This is a genomic window from Wenjunlia tyrosinilytica, assembly GCF_014646055.1.
Classification (GTDB): domain Bacteria; phylum Actinomycetota; class Actinomycetes; order Streptomycetales; family Streptomycetaceae; genus Wenjunlia; species Wenjunlia tyrosinilytica.
This window is the reverse complement of sequence record NZ_BMMS01000001.1, coordinates 158,576-176,132: the sequence shown is the minus strand read 5'-3', so window position 1 is coordinate 176,132 and position 17,557 is coordinate 158,576. Positions and strand designations below refer to the sequence as shown.

Annotated in this window: 14 protein-coding genes; 4 read left to right on the top strand and 10 right to left on the bottom strand. The window is 70.5% G+C overall.

Annotation, left to right across the window (positions count from 1 at the left end; all coding sequences use genetic code 11):
• Window positions 1-46 precede the first annotated feature (46 nt).
• From hpaD to IEY86_RS00705, 8 genes are all read right to left on the bottom strand, one after another.
• Entirely contained in the window at window positions 47-1,057 is a 1,011-nt protein-coding gene (hpaD, locus tag IEY86_RS00740) for a 3,4-dihydroxyphenylacetate 2,3-dioxygenase (protein WP_189129454.1), read from the bottom strand.
• Window positions 1,054-2,544, bottom strand: coding sequence for a 5-carboxymethyl-2-hydroxymuconate semialdehyde dehydrogenase (gene hpaE, locus IEY86_RS00735; RefSeq protein ID WP_189129453.1), 1,491 nt, complete (start codon window positions 2,542-2,544; stop codon window positions 1,054-1,056). The genes hpaD and hpaE overlap by 4 nt, the downstream gene beginning before the upstream one ends.
• Window positions 2,545-2,675: 131 nt before the next feature.
• Window positions 2,676-3,596 carry a 4-hydroxy-tetrahydrodipicolinate synthase gene (gene dapA, locus IEY86_RS00730; RefSeq protein ID WP_189129452.1) on the bottom strand — a complete coding sequence of 307 codons (921 nt, stop codon included), beginning with the start codon at window positions 3,594-3,596 and terminating at the stop codon, window positions 2,676-2,678.
• Entirely contained in the window at window positions 3,593-5,038 is a 1,446-nt protein-coding gene (locus IEY86_RS00725; RefSeq protein ID WP_189129451.1) for a fumarylacetoacetate hydrolase family protein, read from the bottom strand. Before IEY86_RS00725 ends, dapA begins: the two co-directional genes overlap by 4 nt.
• Before the next feature lie 13 nt (window positions 5,039-5,051).
• Window positions 5,052-6,290 carry an NAD(P)/FAD-dependent oxidoreductase gene (locus tag IEY86_RS00720; RefSeq protein WP_229698058.1) on the bottom strand — a complete coding sequence of 413 codons (1,239 nt, stop codon included), beginning with the start codon at window positions 6,288-6,290 and terminating at the stop codon, window positions 5,052-5,054.
• Complete coding sequence (locus IEY86_RS00715) at window positions 6,287-6,610, bottom strand: 2Fe-2S iron-sulfur cluster-binding protein (protein WP_189129450.1); 324 nt, start codon at window positions 6,608-6,610, stop codon at window positions 6,287-6,289. Before IEY86_RS00715 ends, IEY86_RS00720 begins: the two co-directional genes overlap by 4 nt.
• Before the next feature lie 41 nt (window positions 6,611-6,651).
• Window positions 6,652-7,836 (bottom strand): cytochrome P450, encoded by a 1,185-nt coding sequence (locus IEY86_RS00710; RefSeq protein ID WP_189129449.1) that lies wholly within the window; start codon window positions 7,834-7,836, stop codon window positions 6,652-6,654.
• 125 nt (window positions 7,837-7,961) lie between these two features.
• Window positions 7,962-8,915: a LysR substrate-binding domain-containing protein gene (locus IEY86_RS00705; RefSeq protein ID WP_189129448.1), complete on the bottom strand. Its 954-nt coding sequence runs from the start codon at window positions 8,913-8,915 to the stop codon at window positions 7,962-7,964.
• Window positions 8,916-9,180: 265 nt separating this feature from the next.
• On the opposite strand from IEY86_RS00705, the gene IEY86_RS00700 reads away from it, so the two are divergent.
• On the top strand, window positions 9,181-10,554 hold the full coding sequence (locus IEY86_RS00700) for an MFS transporter (RefSeq protein ID WP_189129447.1): 1,374 nt from the start codon (window positions 9,181-9,183) through the stop codon (window positions 10,552-10,554).
• A complete protein-coding gene (locus IEY86_RS00695; RefSeq protein WP_189129446.1) occupies window positions 10,551-11,327 on the top strand; it encodes a class II aldolase/adducin family protein in 777 nt (258 codons plus the stop codon). The genes IEY86_RS00700 and IEY86_RS00695 overlap by 4 nt, the downstream gene beginning before the upstream one ends.
• Window positions 11,328-11,772: 445 nt before the next feature.
• Here the strand turns inward: IEY86_RS00695 and IEY86_RS00690 are convergent, their stop codons facing one another.
• Window positions 11,773-14,277, bottom strand: coding sequence for a WD40 repeat domain-containing protein (locus IEY86_RS00690; protein ID WP_189129445.1), 2,505 nt, complete (start codon window positions 14,275-14,277; stop codon window positions 11,773-11,775).
• Window positions 14,278-14,563: 286 nt separating this feature from the next.
• Window positions 14,564-15,145 (bottom strand): ATP-binding protein, encoded by a 582-nt coding sequence (locus IEY86_RS37965; RefSeq protein WP_373286930.1) that lies wholly within the window; start codon window positions 15,143-15,145, stop codon window positions 14,564-14,566.
• 582 nt (window positions 15,146-15,727) lie between these two features.
• Here IEY86_RS37965 and IEY86_RS36105 point away from each other — a divergent pair.
• Both IEY86_RS36105 and IEY86_RS00680 read left to right on the top strand, forming a co-directional pair.
• The gene (locus IEY86_RS36105; RefSeq protein WP_506016872.1) at window positions 15,728-16,591 is read left to right on the top strand and encodes an NsdA family TPR-like regulatory protein; all 864 of its coding nucleotides are present in this window, start codon (window positions 15,728-15,730) and stop codon (window positions 16,589-16,591) included.
• Window positions 16,588-17,121: a GNAT family N-acetyltransferase gene (locus tag IEY86_RS00680; RefSeq protein ID WP_189129444.1), complete on the top strand. Its 534-nt coding sequence runs from the start codon at window positions 16,588-16,590 to the stop codon at window positions 17,119-17,121. Before IEY86_RS36105 ends, IEY86_RS00680 begins: the two co-directional genes overlap by 4 nt.
• The last annotated feature ends 436 nt before the right edge of the window (window positions 17,122-17,557 follow it).

Sequence of the window (17,557 nt, the reverse complement as noted above, 5' to 3'; positions counted from 1 at the left end):
GCCGCGCGGGGCCGGTGAGGCGGGGCGGGGGATCTGTCGGGGGCCGTCAGCCGAGGCCGTCGGCCCCGACCCGGACGGAGGATTCGTCGAGGAGGGCGTCGGTGACGGGCTGGGGTTCGCCGTCCAGGTCCAGGACCGGGGCGGCCTCGCGGTACCAGGACTCGATGACGGCGTTGCCCCAGAAGTCGCGGCGGCGGTCGTCGTGGACGTTCCACCGGTAGGTCTCGTGGCCGGGGTCGCCGGTGTAGTAGTCGGAGGTGTAGATCTCCACGCGATGGCCGTCGGGGTCGCGCAGATACAGATAGAAGGCGTTGGAGACACCGTGCCGGCCGGGGCCGCGTTCGATGTGGTGCTCCTTGCGCAGTGAGCCGAACAGGTCGGCGCAGCGCAGGACATGGTGCGACTCGTGCGTGGCCAGCCCGAGGTGGTGGAGGCGGGGTCCGGCGCCGCCGGTGAAGGCGACGTCGTGGACGGTCTGCTTGCGGTACATCCAGGCCGCGTAGAGCTCGTGTTCGTCGCCCTCGATGGTCTCGGAGCATCCGAATCCGAGGGACCGGTAGTGGGCGTAGGCGGCCGGGATGTCGGGGGTGCAGATGTTGAAGTGGTCCAGGCGTGCCACCTCGGCGCCGCGACGCAGGTCGTAGCGCTGGATGAGGCGTTCGGCGCGGTCGATGTCGTGGAAGAACTCGACGGGGAAGCCGAGCGGGTCGACGACGCGGACCGCGTCGCCGACACCCGGTGTGCCCTCGCCGCGGGGAACACGGCGGACGGGGCGGTCGAGGCGGTGGAAGAACCGCTCGGCCCTGTCCAGGTCTGCGGGGGTGCGGACGCGGTAGGCGATGTGGTCGAGGGCGGCGGCCTCGCCCTCGCGCAGCACCACCGAGTGGTGGGTGAGTTCGTCGCTGCCGCGAAGGCAGATGATTCCGGGAGCCTCGTACTGGACATGGAAGCCGAGCATGTCGGCCCAGAACCAACGGGCCTTGGCCAGATCGGTGACGACGAGCTGGGCGTAGGCGGAGCGGACGACATCGGGTGCGGGTGCGGGAGCCGGGGTCATCGCTTGCCTCCGAAGCGAGGAGTGCGCACCTCGCCGAGTGCGACGTGCACGATCTTGGACTCGGTGTAGAAGTCGACGCTGTGCGCGCCGCCCTCCCGGCCGACGCCGGACGCCTTGACGCCGCCGAAGGGGGTGCGCAGGTCGCGTACGTTGTGGGAGTTGATCCAGACCATGCCGGACTCGACGGCGTGCGCGACGCGGTGACCGCGCCTCAGGTCCGAGGTCCAGACGTACGCGGCCAGACCGTACTGAGTGGCGTTGGCCAGCTCGACGGCCTCGGACTCGTTGTCGAAGGGAGCGACGGCGACGACCGGGCCGAAGATCTCCTCCTGGAAGATCCGGGCGTCGGGCGGCACGTCGGCGAAGACGGTCGGCTGAAGGTAGTTGCCCTCGGGCAGGTGGGCGGGGCGGGTGCCGCCCGCGACGAGGCGGCCCTCCTTGCGGCCGATGTCCACATAGTCCAGGACGCGGGCGTAGTGCTCGGGGTGGACGAGAGCTCCGACCTCGGTGGCCGGGTCGGACGGCGGGCCCACCGTGACACGCTTGGCGCGCTCGGCGAGGCGGCGGCTGAACTCCTCGTACAGCGGCCGCTCGACCAGGACGCGGGAACCGGCGGTGCAGCGCTCGCCGTTGAGGGAGAACACACCGAAGACAACGGAGTCCAGGGCGGTTTCGAGGTCGGCGTCGGCGAAGACGACGACCGGGGACTTGCCGCCGAGCTCCATGGACAGCGTCTTGAGGTGCTGGGCACTGCTGCGGGCGATGTGGCGGCCGGTGTCGGTGGACCCGGTGAAGGAGATCAGCGGCACGTCCGGATGGTCGACCAGCGCCTGCCCGGCCTCCTCGCCGATGCCGTGCACGATGTTGACGACCCCCGCGGGCACCCCCGCCTCGGTGAGGATCTCCGGCCACAGGCTCGCGGACAGAGGGGTCCACTCGGCGGGCTTGAGGACGAGCGTGCAGCCGGAGGCGAGGGCGGGCGCGAGCTTCCAGCTCTCCAGCATGAACGGGGTGTTCCACGGGGTGATCAGCCCGGCCACCCCGATGGGGGTGCGCACGACATAGCTGAACTGCTCCTGGCCCTGCCGGAACGCCTCCTCGCCAAGGGCGACGACGACGTCCGCGAAGTAACGGAAGTTCTCGGCGGCGCGGCGGGCCTGGCCGCGCGCCTGGGTGATCGGCAGCCCGGAGTCGTACGACTCGAAGGCGGCCAGCCGCTCCTCGCGCGCCTCGATGCCGTCCGCGATCCGGGTCAGGACGGTGGCGCGGGCGCGGTTGCCGAGCGCCGACCAGGCGGGGAAGGCCGACCGGGCGGCGGCCACCGCCCGGTCGACGTCCGGCCTGCCGCCTGCGGCGGCATGGGCGTAGGGGGTGTTGGAGACGGGATCGGTGACCTCGAAGGTGCAGCCGTCCGCGCTGTCGGCTGCTGCGCCGCCGATCCAGTGGCGGATCGCCCGAGGCAGTCCGTCGGGGCAGGTGGGTGACATCGGAATCCTCTTTCTGGTGCGGGCGGCGTCGCGGCCGCTGCGGAACGGCGGCGTCGGGTGGCGGCGTCGAGGTGGCGGGGTCGGGTCGCGGCGTCGGGTCGTGGCGTCCCGCGCGGGCCGGTGGCCGGGGGTCAGATCTGGGCGGTGAGGTCGCCGCCCTCCGCCAGCAGGGCGCGGACGCGCGTCAGCGAAGTGTCCGTGGGCCGTACCAGCGGTGGGCGCACGGCGTCGGAGGAGATACGGCCCTGCTGGGCCAGGACCCACTTCACCGGGGCCGGGTTCGTCTCCACGAAGAGAAGGTCGACCAAGGGGTGGAGGCGGTAGTGGAGGTCGCGGGCGGCATCGGCGTCACCGGCCTCCCACAGCTCGTACACCCGGGCCACCGCCTTCGGCGCCAGGTTGGCCACGGCGCTGACGAAGCCCGCGCCGCCCAGCGCGAGCAGCGGAAGGCACAGCAGCTCGATACCCGACCACACCAGCAACTCCCGCCCGCAGGCGTGCAGCACCCGGGAGAAGTGCTCGAAGTCCTTCGTCGTCTCCTTGACCCCGACGAAGTTGTCGAAGTCCGTGAACAGGCGCTTCACGGTGTCGGGCGCGATGTCGACGGCCGTGCGGGAGGGGACGTTGTAGGCGACGATCGGCAGGTCGGGGAACTCCCGGGCCACCGTGGCGTACCACTGGTACAGCGCCTCCTGGGTGGGGCGCGCGTAGTACGGGGTGATGACCAGGGCAGCGTCGGCGCCGAGCTCCCGGGCGGCGGCTGTGATCTCCAGAGTCTCGTCGAGCTTGTGCGAGCCGGTGCCGGGCAGGAACGGCACCCGGTCGGCGATCTCCTCGGCGGCCACCTCCATGGCCGCGATCCGCTCGACCGGGCTCTGCGCGCTCGGCTCACCGGTCGAGCCACCGAGGGAGACACCGTGCGAGCCGGACTCCAGCTGGAAGCGGATCAGGACGCGGAGCGAATCGTGGTCGACGGCTCCGTCGGCCGTGAAGGGGGTGACCACCGGCGCGATGGAACCCCGGATGGAGGACGGATCACTGCGGAACTTCATGGCTGGTCTCCTTCGCTGTCGCTGTCGCACCACTTCGCGTACGCCGCGCGCCACTGGGGACCGAGCGGGTAGAGGCCGTCGATGCTCTGTCCGGCGCGTACCTTCTCGGTGATGAACCGCTCCTGCCGCTCCTGTTCGACGCAGTCGGCGATCAGCCCCTCGGCCAGCTCCGGCGGCACGACCACCACGCCGTCCGCGTCACCGACGAGCAGGTCGCCGGGTTGCACCAGCGCACCGCCGCACGCGACGGGGATGCCGGTGTCCCAGGGGACATGGCGGCGGCCGAGCACCGACGGGTGGGCGCCCGCGTGGTAGACCGGCAGGCCGAGAGCGGCGACGGTGGCGCTGTCCCGCACCGCCCCGTCGGTGACGACGCCGACCGCGCCGCGCCGCAGCGCGCGCAGGGCGAGAATGTCGCCGAGTGTGCCCGCGCTGGTGTCCCGGCGGGCGTCCATCACCAGGACATGGCCGGGGCGCAGCTCCTCGACAGCCCGCTTCTGGGCGTTCATGCCGTTGCCGTACCGCTGGAACAAGTCCTCGCGCAGCGGCAGATAGCGCAGGGTGTGCGCGACGCCCACCATCGTGTCGCCGGGCCGGGTCGGGCGTACACCGTCGATGCTCATGTGCGGCAGGGACCGTTTGCGCAGCTGAGCACTGAGCGTGGCGACCGCCACGCCGCGCAAGCCCTCCTCGATGCCCTTGTCGAGCAGGGCCTCGGGGACGAACGCCGCGCCCCAGGCGGCGGCACGTTCGGCCGAACCGGCCTTCGGCATCGCGCCCCACGTCTCCAGATCGTGGTCGGCGTCCGCGATCGGGGTGCGCAGGCGGCCGGTGCTCAACTCGCCCGATACGGCCTCGACTTCGACCACGTCACCGGGTGAGACGACCGAGGCTCCGGCCGGCGTGCCGGTCAGGATCACATCCCCCGGCTCCAGTGTGACCAGCCGCGACAGATCGGCGACCAGCTCCGCGAAGGGGAACAGCAGGGTGTCGGTGGTGTCGTCCTGCACCACCTCCCCGTTGACCCAGGTACGCAACCGCAGTGCGCCCGGGTCCAGTCGGCGGGCGTCCAGCAGGCGCGGCCCGATCGGGGTGAACCCGTCGGCGCCCTTGGACCGCAGGTTGGACCCCCGGTCCGCGTACCGCAGGTCGTACACGCCCGCGTCGTTCGCCGCCGTCACCCAGTGGACGTACGACCAACCGTCGGCCGGATCGACCCGGTGGGCACGGCGGCCGATGACCAGCGCGACCTCGCCCTCGAAGGCCAGGAGTTCGCAGCCGCGCGGCCGAAGGAGCGGCTCTCCCGTCCCGGCCAGCGAGGTCGGCGGCTTGAGGAAGTACGACGGCTGGTCGGGGACGCGGCCGCGTTCCCTGGCCCGGCTGCGGTAGTTGAGGTGGACCGCGATCACCTTGCCGGGCGTGCGGCCGAGTGGGTGTGACATGGTTCTCCCTGGCTCAGACGGCGAGTTCGGCGGTGTCGGCGGTGAAGGCCTTCAGGTCGAACCCGGGGGCGGCGGCCCGGTCGGGAGCCAGCTCGCGGCCGGACGCCAGAAGGCGCCGGGCCGCCATGTGATCGGCGGGGCGGTTGACCGACTCCACCGCGACCAGTCGGCCGCCCCGGAAGACCAGGGTGGAGAACCGGCCGCTGCCGGGCTCGCCGAGCAGTTGGACATGGTCGTGTCCGGTCGGCAGACCGGCGATCTGGAGCTTGAGGCCCTTCTGGTCGCTCCAGAACCAGGGCAGCTCGCGGTAGGAGCGCACCTCGCCGGTGGCGATGAGGCGGCCGGTGTGAACGGCCTGGTCGACGGCGTTCTGCACGGACTCGAGGCGCACCCGCGCGCGGTGGTGGGCGCTGGGGAACCGCGCGCAGTCCCCGATGGCGTGCACGCGGGGGTCGGTGGTACGCAGGGCGGCGTCGACCAGGATTCCGCCGTCCGCCGCCAGTCCGGCCCACTCGGCGAGTTCGCTGTTCGCCAGTACGCCCACGCCGGTCACCACGAGGTCGGCCGGGTGGGTGCGGCCGTCGGTGGTGCGGACCGCGGTGACGTGCCCGCGGCGGCCGAGGAATTCGGCGGCGCCGGCGCCGAGCCGTATCCGGGTCCCCCTGTCCGCGTGGGCGCGGGCGAAGAACCGGGACACCGGCTCGGTAACCGCTCGGCCCATCAGCCGGTCACCGGCTTCCAGCAGCACCGCCTCACCGCCTTCGGATGCGAAGGCGGCAGCGACCTCGAGACCGACGAATCCGCCGCCGACGATGACGACCGACCGGGCCGAGGCCATGTGCTCCCGCAATGCCCGCGCGTCGGCCAGGTTCCGCAGCGGCAGTACTCCGCCGAGATCCTCGCCCGGCACGCCAAGGGGTCGGGGGCGGGCACCGGTGGCCAGGACGAGACGGTCCCAGGCCAGGTGCGTTCCTCCGGCCAGTCGCACCCGCCTGCCGGGCCGGTCGATCCAGGTGACCCGCTCGCCACGCAGCAGTTCGATCGCGCTGTCCCGGTAGAAGGACTCCGCGCGCAGGTGCAGCGTGTGCTCGGGGGCCGAGCCGAGCAGGAACGCCTTCGACAGCGGGGGGCGCTGGTAGGGCGGTTCCGGTTCGTCGCCGATGAGGACGATCCGCTCCTGGTAGCCCTCTTGGCGCAGGGTGGCCGCCAGGTGTACTCCGGCCTGGCCGGCGCCGACGATGACCGTGCTCACCGCTGCTTCTCCGGAAGGCGGACCGTGAGGCCGTCGAGGTCCGCGGTGAGCACGATCCGGCAGCTCAACCGGCTGCCTGGTTCGCGCGGGCAGGCGGTGCAGTCGAGCATCTCGTCCTCGTCGGCGCCGACCGCGGGCAGCGACTCGGCGTCGGGCGGGTCGACGTAGACGTGGCACGTCGCGCACATCGCCGAACCGCCGCACTCGGCCACGATGCCGACGATTCCCTGGGCCACCGCGGCCTGCATCACGCTGGTGCCCTCGGGCACGTCGAGACGGTCCTGGGAGCCGTCGGGGTGCACATAGACGACTTTCGGCATGGCGGTCTCTCCGTTCGAAGAAGGTCGGGTGCGCGGTTCCGTCACGGTTCCCAGCGCACCGGCAGGTTGAGGACTCCTCGGAAGACCCAGCCGCCGAGGCGGACGGGTTCGGAGTCGGACAGGCGCAGGCCCCTCAGACGCCGGAACAGCGTGGGCAGGGACACCTGGCCGACCTGGGCGCGGGCGGTCCACGAGCCGAGGCAGAAGTGAGGACCTCCGCCGAAGGCGACGTGTGCGCGGTCCCGGCGGTTGATGTCGAAGGCGTCGGGGTCGGCGAAGGCGGTCTCGTCGCGGTTGGCCGAGCCGAGCATCACACCCAGCCGGGCGCCGGCGGGCAGCAGCGTGCCGCCCAGTTCCACCTCCGCGGTGGTCTGCCGCGGGTACATGCCGATCGGGGCGATCCAGCGCGCCGATTCCTCGAAGACGTCCTTGAACCGGGCCGGGTCCGCCGTGACGAGCGTGCGCTGCTCGGGGTGGGTGAGCAGGGCGTAGCTCGCGACCGCGGTGACATCGCGCGGTTCGTTGAGGCCACCGCCGATGAACAGCTTGATGTTGCTCCGGATCTCCTCCGGTGTCAGCGGGTCGTCGGCGCGCAGCATCGCGGAGATCACCGACTCGTCCGGGGCGGAGCGCAGCGAGGCGATCGCGGCGTCCACGGCCTCGTCCACCGCGCCGGCGGCGGCGTCGGAGCGCTGCCAGACGGCCGGGTCGTCGCCGTAGTTGCCGGTGCCGTCCATCATCGCCTGGGACCAGGTCTGCAGGTCCTGCGGGGCCACGTCGTGCAGGCCGAGCACCACGGCCAGACTGCGGGCGGCCATGGGGCCGGCGAAGTCGGTGAACAGGTCCGCCTCGCCGCGTTCGTAGAAGCCGTCGATGAGCTCGTCGGCGATCTTCCGGAAGATCGGCGTCCAGTACTCCCTGACGGCCCGCGGGCGCAGTGCGGGCTCGGCCGCCTTACGTTCCCGAAGGTGGGCGGCGCCGTCCTTGCGGAGCATGGTCCTGCCCATCACCCGGATCATCAGCGAGTCCTGCTCGGCCGCACTGAAGATCTCCGGGTGGCGCTCCAGGTGGACGACGTCCCGGTACCTGGTGACCAGGTACCGGTTGGCGGCGGGAACCCAGGCGACAGGTCGGTGGTGGCGCAGCTGCCGGTAGATCGGGTAGGGGTCCTCCCAGAGGTCCTGCAGATGGATGGTGCTGGTGAAGTCCTCGATGGTCTGGGCCATGGCCTGCCTTCCGTGGGGCGATGCACGGTTGGCCATGACTGTGGCGGTCAGCACTTCCGATGAAAAGCACAGGTTCCCGCTGTACTGCCGCAGGGAAACTCATAATCGCCCGTCGCCGGGCCATTTCAGGTGCCGCGGCGGTCCTCCAGGCAGTACCGCACGAATTCGGCGGCCCGCCGGGTCTGGGCCACCTGCTGCGGCCAGCACAGCAGGACCGACACGGCGGCCTCCGGCAGCTCGGCGATCTCCTTGTGCACCACGCGCAATCCCTCGTAGGTACGGTCGTTGGGCGGCCGCTGGATCAAGATGGCGTATCCCAGTCCCCGCCCCACGAGTGCCCGCGCCATCTCGAAGTTGGTGGTGCGGTGCCGCACCAGCGGGGTCACACCGGCGGTCTTGCACAGCAACAGGGTGTGCAGTGAGCTCGGCGGGGCGTCGAGCAGCACCATCGGCTCGGCGACCAGGTCGCGCAGGGCGACCTTCGGCTCACCCGCCAGGCGGTGGTCGGCGGGGAGCAGCACGTGCGGCCGCATGGAGAACAGCGCCACGCGTTCCATCTCCGGCAGCACGTCCATGTCGTACAGCACAGCCAGGTCGAGCTCGCCATCGAGCAATTTCCGCTGCAGCGCGTCCTGCGTGCCCTCGGTGAAGTCGACGGTCAGCATCGGATGCAGCTCGGAGAAGCCCTGGAGCAGAGGTGGCAGCACGGTCGGCGCGAGGGTGACATAGCAGCCGACCGACAGTCGGCCGGACAGATGGTCCCCCGATCCCGACACCGCCGACTCCAGCTCCTCGACCTGTCGCAGCAGTGCCCTCATCTGGTGCAGCGCCTCCTTGCCCGCCGACGTCAGCGTGATGCCGTGCGCTTTGCGCCGGATGCACAGCTGGACCTTCAGCGCCCGTTCCAGCTCATTGATCGCCAAGGACAGCCCCGACTGGGAGACGTGCAGCCGGAGGGCGGCCTCGCTCAGCGTGCCGCTCTCCGCGGCCGTGACGAAGTACAGCGCCTGCCGCAGCGAGAACCCCGGCACCTTGGGCGCCCGGGAGGTCTGCACAGTTTTATCAATGTGGTTCCCCATGTTTCTGTCCTTCCGCGGCGTTGTGACGCGTGCGCCGACGGGTGCACTGTATCCACCACTCGCTGTGGGGCACCTCACATCGAAGGCGGGCCCGGCGACGCCATGATCCACGGCCTGCTCCCCCCGTCCCCGCAGGTCAGTCGGCTGCCGTACCCTGGCGCGCCCCACCCTCGGCGTGCCCTGCCGCCGACCGGCACCGACGGCTGCGCGATCCCCATCCGAACCCCTCGCTCTCCCCAACCCGCCTGAACCCCGAGGAGTCCTCATGACAGGTGTGCAAGGTCCTCCGCGTCACGACGCCCGCACCGTCAGGAAGGTGGCGCTCGCGAGCGCCATCGGCACCACCGTCGAGTGGTACGACTACTTCGCCTACGCGGCGGCCACGGCACTGGTCTTCGGCCAGTTGTTCTTCCCGCAACTGGGCGGTGCGGCCGCCACATTCGCCGCGTTCGTCACCTTTGCCATGGGATATCTCATTCGTCCGCTGGGCGGCATCTTCTTCGGACACCTCGGTGACCGGATCGGACGAAAGTCCCTGCTGGTCGTCTCGCTCCTGCTGACGGGGCTGGCCACCTTCGCCATCGGTCTGCTGCCGACCTACGCCGTGGCCGGCCCCGCCGCCCCGGTGCTTCTGCTGGTCCTGCGTCTGATCCAGGGGGTGGGGGTCAGCGGCGAGTGGGGTGGTGCGGTGCTCATGGCCGTCGAGCACGCCCCCGACCGCAAGCGCGGCTTCTACGGCAGCTGGCCGCAGATCGGGGTCCCCGCCGGGATCATCCTCGCGAACCTCGTCTTCCTGATCATCACCACCGCGCTCAGCCCCGCCCAGTTCTTGTCCTGGGGCTGGCGGGTGCCCTTCCTGATCGCCATCGTGCCCGCCGCCGTCGGCCTGTTCATCCGGCTCAGGGTCGAGGAGAGTCCGGTCTTCACCGAGGTGAAGCAGGCCCGGACGGTGTCGCCCACACCGATCATCGAAGTGCTGCGAAGCTACTGGAAGCAGGTCATCCTGGGCAGCCTGGCGGCCGCAGCGAACATCGCCGTCGGCTACCTCATCCTCACCTACGGCCTGACCTACGGCACCGCGGTCCTCAAGCTGAGCAGACCGGTGATGCTGACTCTCGTCCTCGTCACCGCAGCCGTCGGCGGGGCGGGGATCCCCTTCTTCTCCGCGCTGTCCGACCGGGTCGGCCGACGCAAGGTCTTCCTCAGCGGCGCGGTCGGCCAAGCGGTCTGGGCGGTCCCGTTCTTCCTGCTGTTCAACACGCGGGTCCCGCTGCTGATCCTGCTCGCGTTCATCGTCATGCAGCTCGCCTCCTACGCGATGTACGGACCGATGGCGGCGATCTTCGCCGAGATCTTCGGAGCCCGCGTCCGCTACACCGGTGTCTCGCTGTGCTACCAGCTCGGAGTGATCCTCGGTGGCGCCTTCACCCCGGCCATCGCCACCTCGTTGTTGGCGTCGACGGGTACCGCCCTGTCGATCTCCGCCTACGTCGTGGCCATTAGCCTGGTCAGCGCGGCGGCGGCGTTCGCGCTCGGCGAGCCGTCGCGCGACCCGCTGGCGGGCGAGAAGCGCCCAGCGCCGACACCCGCCGCCGAGCTCATGGCCGGCGAGCACACGCGACCGGAAGGCGTCCGATGACCATCGCGCTGCGGTACACCACGACTCCTGCGGGCATGGCGGAAGCCGAGTGGGAGGCACGCCTCGAACTCGCCGCGACCTACCGGATCTTCGCCATGCTCGGCTGGGACGAGATGATCTTCAACCACATCTCGCTGCGGTTGCCGGGCGAAACCCCCACCTATCTGATGAACCCGTTCGGCCTGATGTACGAGGAAGTGACGGCGTCCAGCCTGATCAAGGTGGACCTGGACGGGAACCTGGTGGAGGACAGCCCCTACTCCGCCAACCCCGCCGGGTTCCTGTTCCACGGCGCGATCCACCGCACCGTGCCGGACGCGCATTGCGTCATGCACACCCACACCACGGCCGGATCAGCGGTGGCGTGCATGGACAGCGGGCTGTCCCCGGACAACTTCTACGCCGCGCAGCTGCACGACGCGGTGGCCTACCACGAGTTCGAGGGGATCACCGTCAACGAGGGCGAGGTCCCCCGCATGCTCGAGGCGCTCGGCGACAAGCACCTGCTGATCCTGCGCAACCATGGGCTCCTCGCCCACGGCCGCACCACCGCCGAAGCGTTCTACCGGTTGTGGGCGCTGAGCCGGGCGTGCGAGATCCAGCTCGCCGCCCAATCGACAGGACAGCCCCTGCGCCGGGTGAGCGAAGCCGCCGCGCGCTCCAGTTCCCGCGCCGCCGCGGATTTTCTGGAGCCGGGGCGGGGCCCCGAGCAGATGATGTTCGACGCGCTCCTGCGCAAGGTCGATCGGCTCGACCCCGGTTACGCCCAATAGCGCCCACGGCGATCCCCGCCACCCTGAGCGGGCGGTCACCGAATTCGGCGACGGCGTCCGCTCAGGTCCGACGGGGGAAAGAGGGGAAAGACCTGCACCTAAAAGACCTGCACGTACCGTAGTGGAAAGAGTGGAAGGGCCTCCGACGCAGGTCGGAGGCCCTTCCCACGGTCTGCGCACCACCAACCCCATCGAGTCGACAAGAGAGCCGACAAGAGAAAGGGCATGACGGAAGAAGGGCATGACGAATGGACGAAGACGAGCGCCTTCACCGCCATGGCCCGGATGTGGGGCGTCCGGTGGACGGTGTGCGTCTCAGCGCAGAGCCCGACGCCGTCGGCCTCTCAATACTTGAATCGCGGTCGCTCAGCGCCAGTGCCTGCGCCACCGCCGTTGGAGTGCGCCGCTGTCCGCCCGGCCGTGCACATGCCTCAGCGATTGCGGTTCACCGGTCGTTGCGCACGAGTACGACCACGTCGTCGCCCATGCCGATGACGATGTCCGGACCGGCGGCGATCACGCACTGGGCCCGCGCCGGCAGAGCCACCTTCTCCCGGAGCCGGGCTGGAGCGAGATCCCACACGTGGACCGTACCGCTGCTGTCCAAGGTGATGGCGTCCGTGCGGTCGTCCCACGTGGTGCAGGCCACCGCGAGCACTCCTGACGAGTGCCCCGCAAGGGTGGTCCGCAGGGTGCCGTCCGTCAGATCCCACACCTGCGCCGCTGTGTCGTTCCCGCCCACGGTCAGCGCGTGCGGACGGCCGTCGAGGACGGTGCCGGCGAGTGCCCCTATCGAGTGGTGCCCCGTGTGAACGGTGGCGGTGACGCGTCGGCCCTTCCCCGTGAGCCTCCACAGCCGCAGTGCGGCGTCATCGCTCCCCGTGAGGAGGTGGGGGCGGCCGTCGACCGTGACGCACTCCATGGCCCGCACTGCCGACCGGGTGCGGTCGGTGAGGAGCGGATGCTCCACGTCCTCGTCCAGGTCCCACACGCGTACGGTGCGGTCCTGGTCGGAGGTGACCACGTGGGGACGGCCGCTGACGTCGGCCCACGCCACGGTCTCCACGCGGTGGTCGTGCCCGGGGAGGTTTCGGAATCCGGTCCCGGCGGCGAGGTCCCAGACCCGGGCGATGCCGCAGCAGCCTCCGACGGCGGCGTACGGGCGGCCGTCGACCGTCGTGCACGCCATCGCCTCCACACAGTGCCCGTGGGACAGGGTGCGCCGTTCCGTCCCGTCGGCCAGGTCCCAGACCCGTATCGTGGTCTCGCCGCCGGTGACGACGTGCGGACGTCCGTCGATCTTCACCGCGCCCACGGCCTGCACGGTCCCGGTGTGGCCCTTGCGCGCCGCGGGCAAGGCGGCGTCACCCAGATCCCATACGCGCGGGCTCGCGGAATGCCCGCCGCTCACAGCGTACGGGCGCCCGTCGATCACCGTGCAGGCCAGTACGTCCACGTGGCCTTGGTGTCCGGTCAGGGCGGCGCGCTCCGCGTTCTCGGTCAGGTCCCACACGCGGATCGTGCAGTCACCACCGGCGGTCAGCACGTGGGGGCGGCCGTCGAGGTCGACGCAGCTCACGGCGGATACCCACGGGGTGTTCCCGCCCAGCACAGCGCGCTCCGAGCCGTCGGCCAGGCACCAGACCCGTGCCGTGCGCTCCCCGCCGCTCCCGGTGATGGCGTGGGGGATGCCGTCGATCACCGTGCAGGCCACCGAGTAGACGGCGGACGTGTGGCCGGTGAGCACGGCCTGCTCGACGCCGTCCTCCAGATCCCACAGCCTCACCGTGTTGTCATAGCCCCCGGTCACGGCAACGGGGCGGCCGGCGACCTCGGCGAACGCCACCGCTCGCACCTCGTCGGTGTGGCCGGGCATCCGTGCGCGTTCCGACCCGTCGACCAGGTCCCACAGCCGGACCAGGCAGTCCTCTCCCGCCGTGACCGCGTGGGGCCGGCCGTCGATCACCGTGCAGCCCACCGCGCGTATCCAGCCCTTGTGACCTGCGAGGGCGAACCGTTCGGCCCCGGTATCCAGATCCCACACCCGTAGGCTGCCGGAGCAGGTTCCGGTGACGACATGGGGACGCCGGTCAATCTCGGCGCAGTCCAGTGCGTAGACACCGTCGTCCTCGGTGATGACAAGGCGTTCGGCACCGTCCACCAGGTCCCACACGCGGACGTTGGAGTCGTAGCAGCCGGTCACTGCGTGGGGACGCCCGTCGACGACGGTGCACGCGGCGGCGTCCACGCCCAGTCCCGTGCGGGTGAGGCGCAGCGCGGGATGGACCATCGTGCCGGTCGCCCAGCGCGGTCGCCACGGGCGGCCGCGAGACAGCTCCCGGGCGAGGCCGCTCTCACCGTGGCGCGCGGCGTCGACGGCGAGGATGTCCCGCCTTTCGGGCAGGCTGGCGGTGGCGTGGACGTGGACGGAGGCCCGGTAGACGCTCCGCCGGACCCGCCCCCGGGCCGAGCCAAGGGTGTTGAGCGCGCGGAGCAGCCCGCGCGGGGCCGCGTGCACCATGTACTCGGCGTCCTCCATTACCTCGTCCAGGACACCGGCCGCGCCGGCGTGCGCGGCGAGATGGTCGACGATGTACGGTGCGGCGGCCGACCAGTCGCGGCGCCCGCGATCCCCGTCCGGGGGCACCTCGGCCAGCAGCGCGCTCGTGATCGCCTGTTGCGTGTGCCGCTCGCCCGACCGATCTCCCGGGGCACGCAGCCGGTAGGCCGGACCCGCCGGTGCCTGCGTCTCGACCACGAGTTCGCCGACCCGGTCCCGGAACACGCTCACGTCCTGAACCGTCCACGGATGACCCGACAGGGCGCGCGCCAGCACCACCCACAGGGCAAGGGGCAGACCCGCGCCTTCGGCGAACGCCAACGGCCGCGACAGCGCCGCTTCGTCGTCGGAATCCAGCATCAGCCCTTCGGACCCGTTGCTGTTCACCATCGCCACACGCTCCTCGCAGCCCGTTCACGGCCCCGTTCCTTCCCGCAGCGGGGGGCGATCGGGTCACCAACCTGGCCACGGATGCTACAGACGGCCACCGACAGCGACGGCGGTGGCCTCTGAACTCCGAACCTGGCGCGGCCGTTGAGGTGGCCGCTGCCGCTCCGCCGGGTGATCGCGGGCGGCAAGGAAGCGTGTCCGACGAACTGGACAGGCGTTGCCCGGTGGCCTGGCAGGGGCGGGTCGGCAGGGAAGTTCGTACGGGGGCCGCGCCGTGGCAGTCCGGTCATCGGTACGAGTGTTGCCGATCGGATGTGATGTCACGGCTCTCCTGTCTGGTTGAAAGGACGGGCGGGAGGCAGGGGCACTGAGTTGGTGCGACCCATGGATTGCGCGCGTGTTCGTCTTCGGCAGCCTCAGGAACCTTGATCTCAGCCCAGCAACGCTTTCCCCGGCCTACCGGCTCCCAGCGGTGGGCCTCGGACAGCGCCCCGATCAGCGGGAGCCCGCGGCCGGACTCTGCGTCACGACCGGCGTCGCGCTCCCGCGGGAAGGTGGAGTCGCCGTCGTGGACCTCAAGCAACAGACGCCCGCAGCCCAGGTATACGCCGACCAGGAATGGTCCATGCCCGTGGACCAACGCGTTGGTCAGCAGCTCGGAGGCGACGAGTTCCACATCGGTCTCCAGCTCCCCGTCCAGCTGCACTTCCCAGACGCGCAGCAATCCGCTTGCGGGCCGGGGCGACCTCGTTCTTCTCCCCAGCGATGGAGAACCGGGCAGCAAAGGCCAGGTCACTGCATCTCCTACGGCGTTCAATTGTCTGGAAGGGAGTGACCCGGCGACGACCGCTCGCCCCGACCGCTGCATCAACGGCCGCTTGCACGTCCCTCCCCCGTAGCCGTCCGCGGGACTGGCCGTGCGGCTGATGTTCAGTAAACGGCCAGGTACAGCACGTGAACATGGCGAAGTGGTGGCCTTGGCGGTGCACCCGACTGGCGAATTGACCCGTCCTTTACTTTCCGTGAATGAACGGTCGCCGTACGGTGCTCGGTATGCCGCGTACACGGAATTCGGTACTGACCGGCTGGATGGCCAAGAATGGCGTGACCGCTGCTGAGCTTGCCGAAGACGTCAACGACGCCATCCTCCGTCTCACTGGCAGGCGGGGAGAGGTGGGCGAGCACACCGTCTGGCGGTGGCTCGCGGGGGAGAACCAATGGCCACACGAGCGACAGCGCGCAGCATTGGAGCAGGTCACGGGCTGCACAGCTGAAGCTTTGGGCTTCGTCCGCCGCGGAGCACGTGTGTCCCCGCCCGCGCACGAGGAGGACCCGTTGAGGCGACGTACCTTCCTTGCCGCCGCAGGAGCCGCCGCCGCGATAGGCACAGGACCGCCGCAGCGCGTCGGGACGGCGGACGTAGACCGTCTAGAGCGTTGGACTCGCTGAAATCGTCGCGGCCGACGACCGGCATGGCGGCACCGCCGACCTGGAGACCAGCGCCATCACACTCGCGCAGGAAGCCCTGGATCTCCAGCAGTTGGGCACCGCGAGCCAGCGTGTGCGGGGCCGGCTCTACTCACTCGCAGCCGCCTTCACGTCCAGCGCCATGTGGGCCGCCAGCGACGGCCGCCGCTTCGGCCAGGCTCAGAGATACCTCGATCGTGCTGTCGCCCTCGCCGACATGTCCGCCGATCCCGCCGTCCGATTCCGGGTCTGGGGCCACGCCGGCGCGATGTTCCGCCAACTGGGCCGCCCCGTGGACGCCCTGGCCGCCCAAGAAGTGGCGCGCACCACCACAACAGCGCGACGCGACCCGATGTACGCCTCCCTGGCCCACTCGCGCGCCGCTGTCGCTCACGCTGCCCTGGGCGACCAGGTGGCCACCCGACGTGCCCTCGGCTTCGCGGAAGCGGCACTCGACCGGGCCGACGCGGCCGCTCAGCGCCCACCGTGGATGCACTTCTACGACCGGGCCGAACATGAGGGCCTGGCCATGCTCGCCTTCCTGCGCCTGGGCATGTACGCCGAAGCCGAAGCCCGCGCCCACCGCAGCCTGGCGCTGCGAAAGCCCGAACTGGTGCGCAACCGCGCCCTCACCCAGGCGGACCTGGCCCACTCGCAGCTGGGTCAGAACGAGCTGGACGCCGCGGTTGCTTCGGCAAAGGTCGTGCCCATCGAGATGTGGCGCGGCAGGACGGCTCGACTCCTCGCCGACTTCGGCACCAGGCTCGAGAGGGTTGCGCCGCTTTCGACAGCAGCCCGTCAGTGGGCAGACCACACCAGCGGGAACAACCTGACAGGAGCCGCATGACTGTCGAGCTGCACCACTTCCGACGTGATGATGCCCCTGGTCTGCGGCAGTTGCTTCTAGACCTGTACACCGATGTGTACGTCGGTGACCCCGTCGGAGACACCGCTGCCTTCGGTGAACGCCTCGACAGATGGTGTACAAGCCCCACCTGGGAATGTGTCATCGGCTACGACGGCCAAGAAGCGGTCGGCTACGCCTTCGGCTCGCCTCTCCCACCGGACACTGACTGGTGGACCAGAACGGCGCCGCATCTCTCCCTCGACTGGATTGCCGAGACAGGCAGCCGCACCTTCACCCTCGCCGAGCTCGGCGTACGCAAGCCGTGGCGAAAGACAGGCGTCGCTCGGCGGATGCACCACGAACTACTCGCGCCCCGTACCGAAGCACGCGCGGTTCTTCGCGTGCTCACCTCCCGCACCTGCCTCGTCGAGCACTACGAGTCCTGGGGCTACGCCCACGTTCCGCCTGCCCCCGCCGAGGGTGTCCGCAAGGTCTGCGCGATGGTCCTCGCCTTGCCCATCAAGGCTTGACCCTCCGTTCCGGCGGCGGCGGACGACCACCACTTCGTGTTTGGACTGTCAAGACTCGACTGACCCGCGTCGCGCCTTCCCGCACCTACGGGCAGCACCAGTGGGCAGAGCCGTGCGGTGGCCAGAGCGTGTTGCCGAAGGCCGCGGTTACTGAGGCTTTCAGTTCGTCTCGCGCCTGTCGGTCCATCAGCCCCGCCTCCCCATCCGTAGCCCCCGGCCCCCGCGCCGGGCGCCCAACGCGCGGACGGAGACCAAGGCGGGCAAGCGGTGAGTTCGGGCGGTGTTGGTGTCTCACCGAGGGATTTTCCAGGGACTTCTCAAGGACTCTCAGTGCTGTCAGAGGGACTTGCGAGGGACATTTCCCTGCGTAAGACAGCGAGCCCGTGAAAGATCGCACAGGGCCTCCGACGCAGATCGGAGGCCCTCCGTGGTGAAG

Excerpts from the sequence above, each read along its gene's own strand:
- IEY86_RS00715 (WP_189129450.1), bottom strand. The coding sequence starts at position 6,610 with ATGCCGAAAGTCGTCTATGTGCACCCCGACGGCTCCCAGGACCGTCTC.
- dapA (WP_189129452.1), bottom strand. The coding sequence starts at position 3,596 with ATGAAGTTCCGCAGTGATCCGTCCTCCATCCGGGGTTCCATCGCGCCG.
- IEY86_RS00680 (WP_189129444.1), top strand. The coding sequence starts at position 16,588 with ATGACTGTCGAGCTGCACCACTTCCGACGTGATGATGCCCCTGGTCTG.
- IEY86_RS00725 (WP_189129451.1), bottom strand. The coding sequence starts at position 5,038 with ATGTCACACCCACTCGGCCGCACGCCCGGCAAGGTGATCGCGGTCCAC.
- hpaD (WP_189129454.1), bottom strand. The coding sequence starts at position 1,057 with ATGACCCCGGCTCCCGCACCCGCACCCGATGTCGTCCGCTCCGCCTAC.
- hpaE (WP_189129453.1), bottom strand. The coding sequence starts at position 2,544 with ATGTCACCCACCTGCCCCGACGGACTGCCTCGGGCGATCCGCCACTGG.
- IEY86_RS00690 (WP_189129445.1), bottom strand. The coding sequence starts at position 14,277 with ATGGTGAACAGCAACGGGTCCGAAGGGCTGATGCTGGATTCCGACGAC.
- IEY86_RS00700 (WP_189129447.1), top strand. The coding sequence starts at position 9,181 with ATGACAGGTGTGCAAGGTCCTCCGCGTCACGACGCCCGCACCGTCAGG.
- IEY86_RS37965 (WP_373286930.1), bottom strand. The coding sequence starts at position 15,145 with ATGCAGCGGTCGGGGCGAGCGGTCGTCGCCGGGTCACTCCCTTCCAGA.
- IEY86_RS00705 (WP_189129448.1), bottom strand. The coding sequence starts at position 8,915 with ATGGGGAACCACATTGATAAAACTGTGCAGACCTCCCGGGCGCCCAAG.
- IEY86_RS00695 (WP_189129446.1), top strand. The coding sequence starts at position 10,551 with ATGACCATCGCGCTGCGGTACACCACGACTCCTGCGGGCATGGCGGAA.
- IEY86_RS00710 (WP_189129449.1), bottom strand. The coding sequence starts at position 7,836 with ATGGCCCAGACCATCGAGGACTTCACCAGCACCATCCATCTGCAGGAC.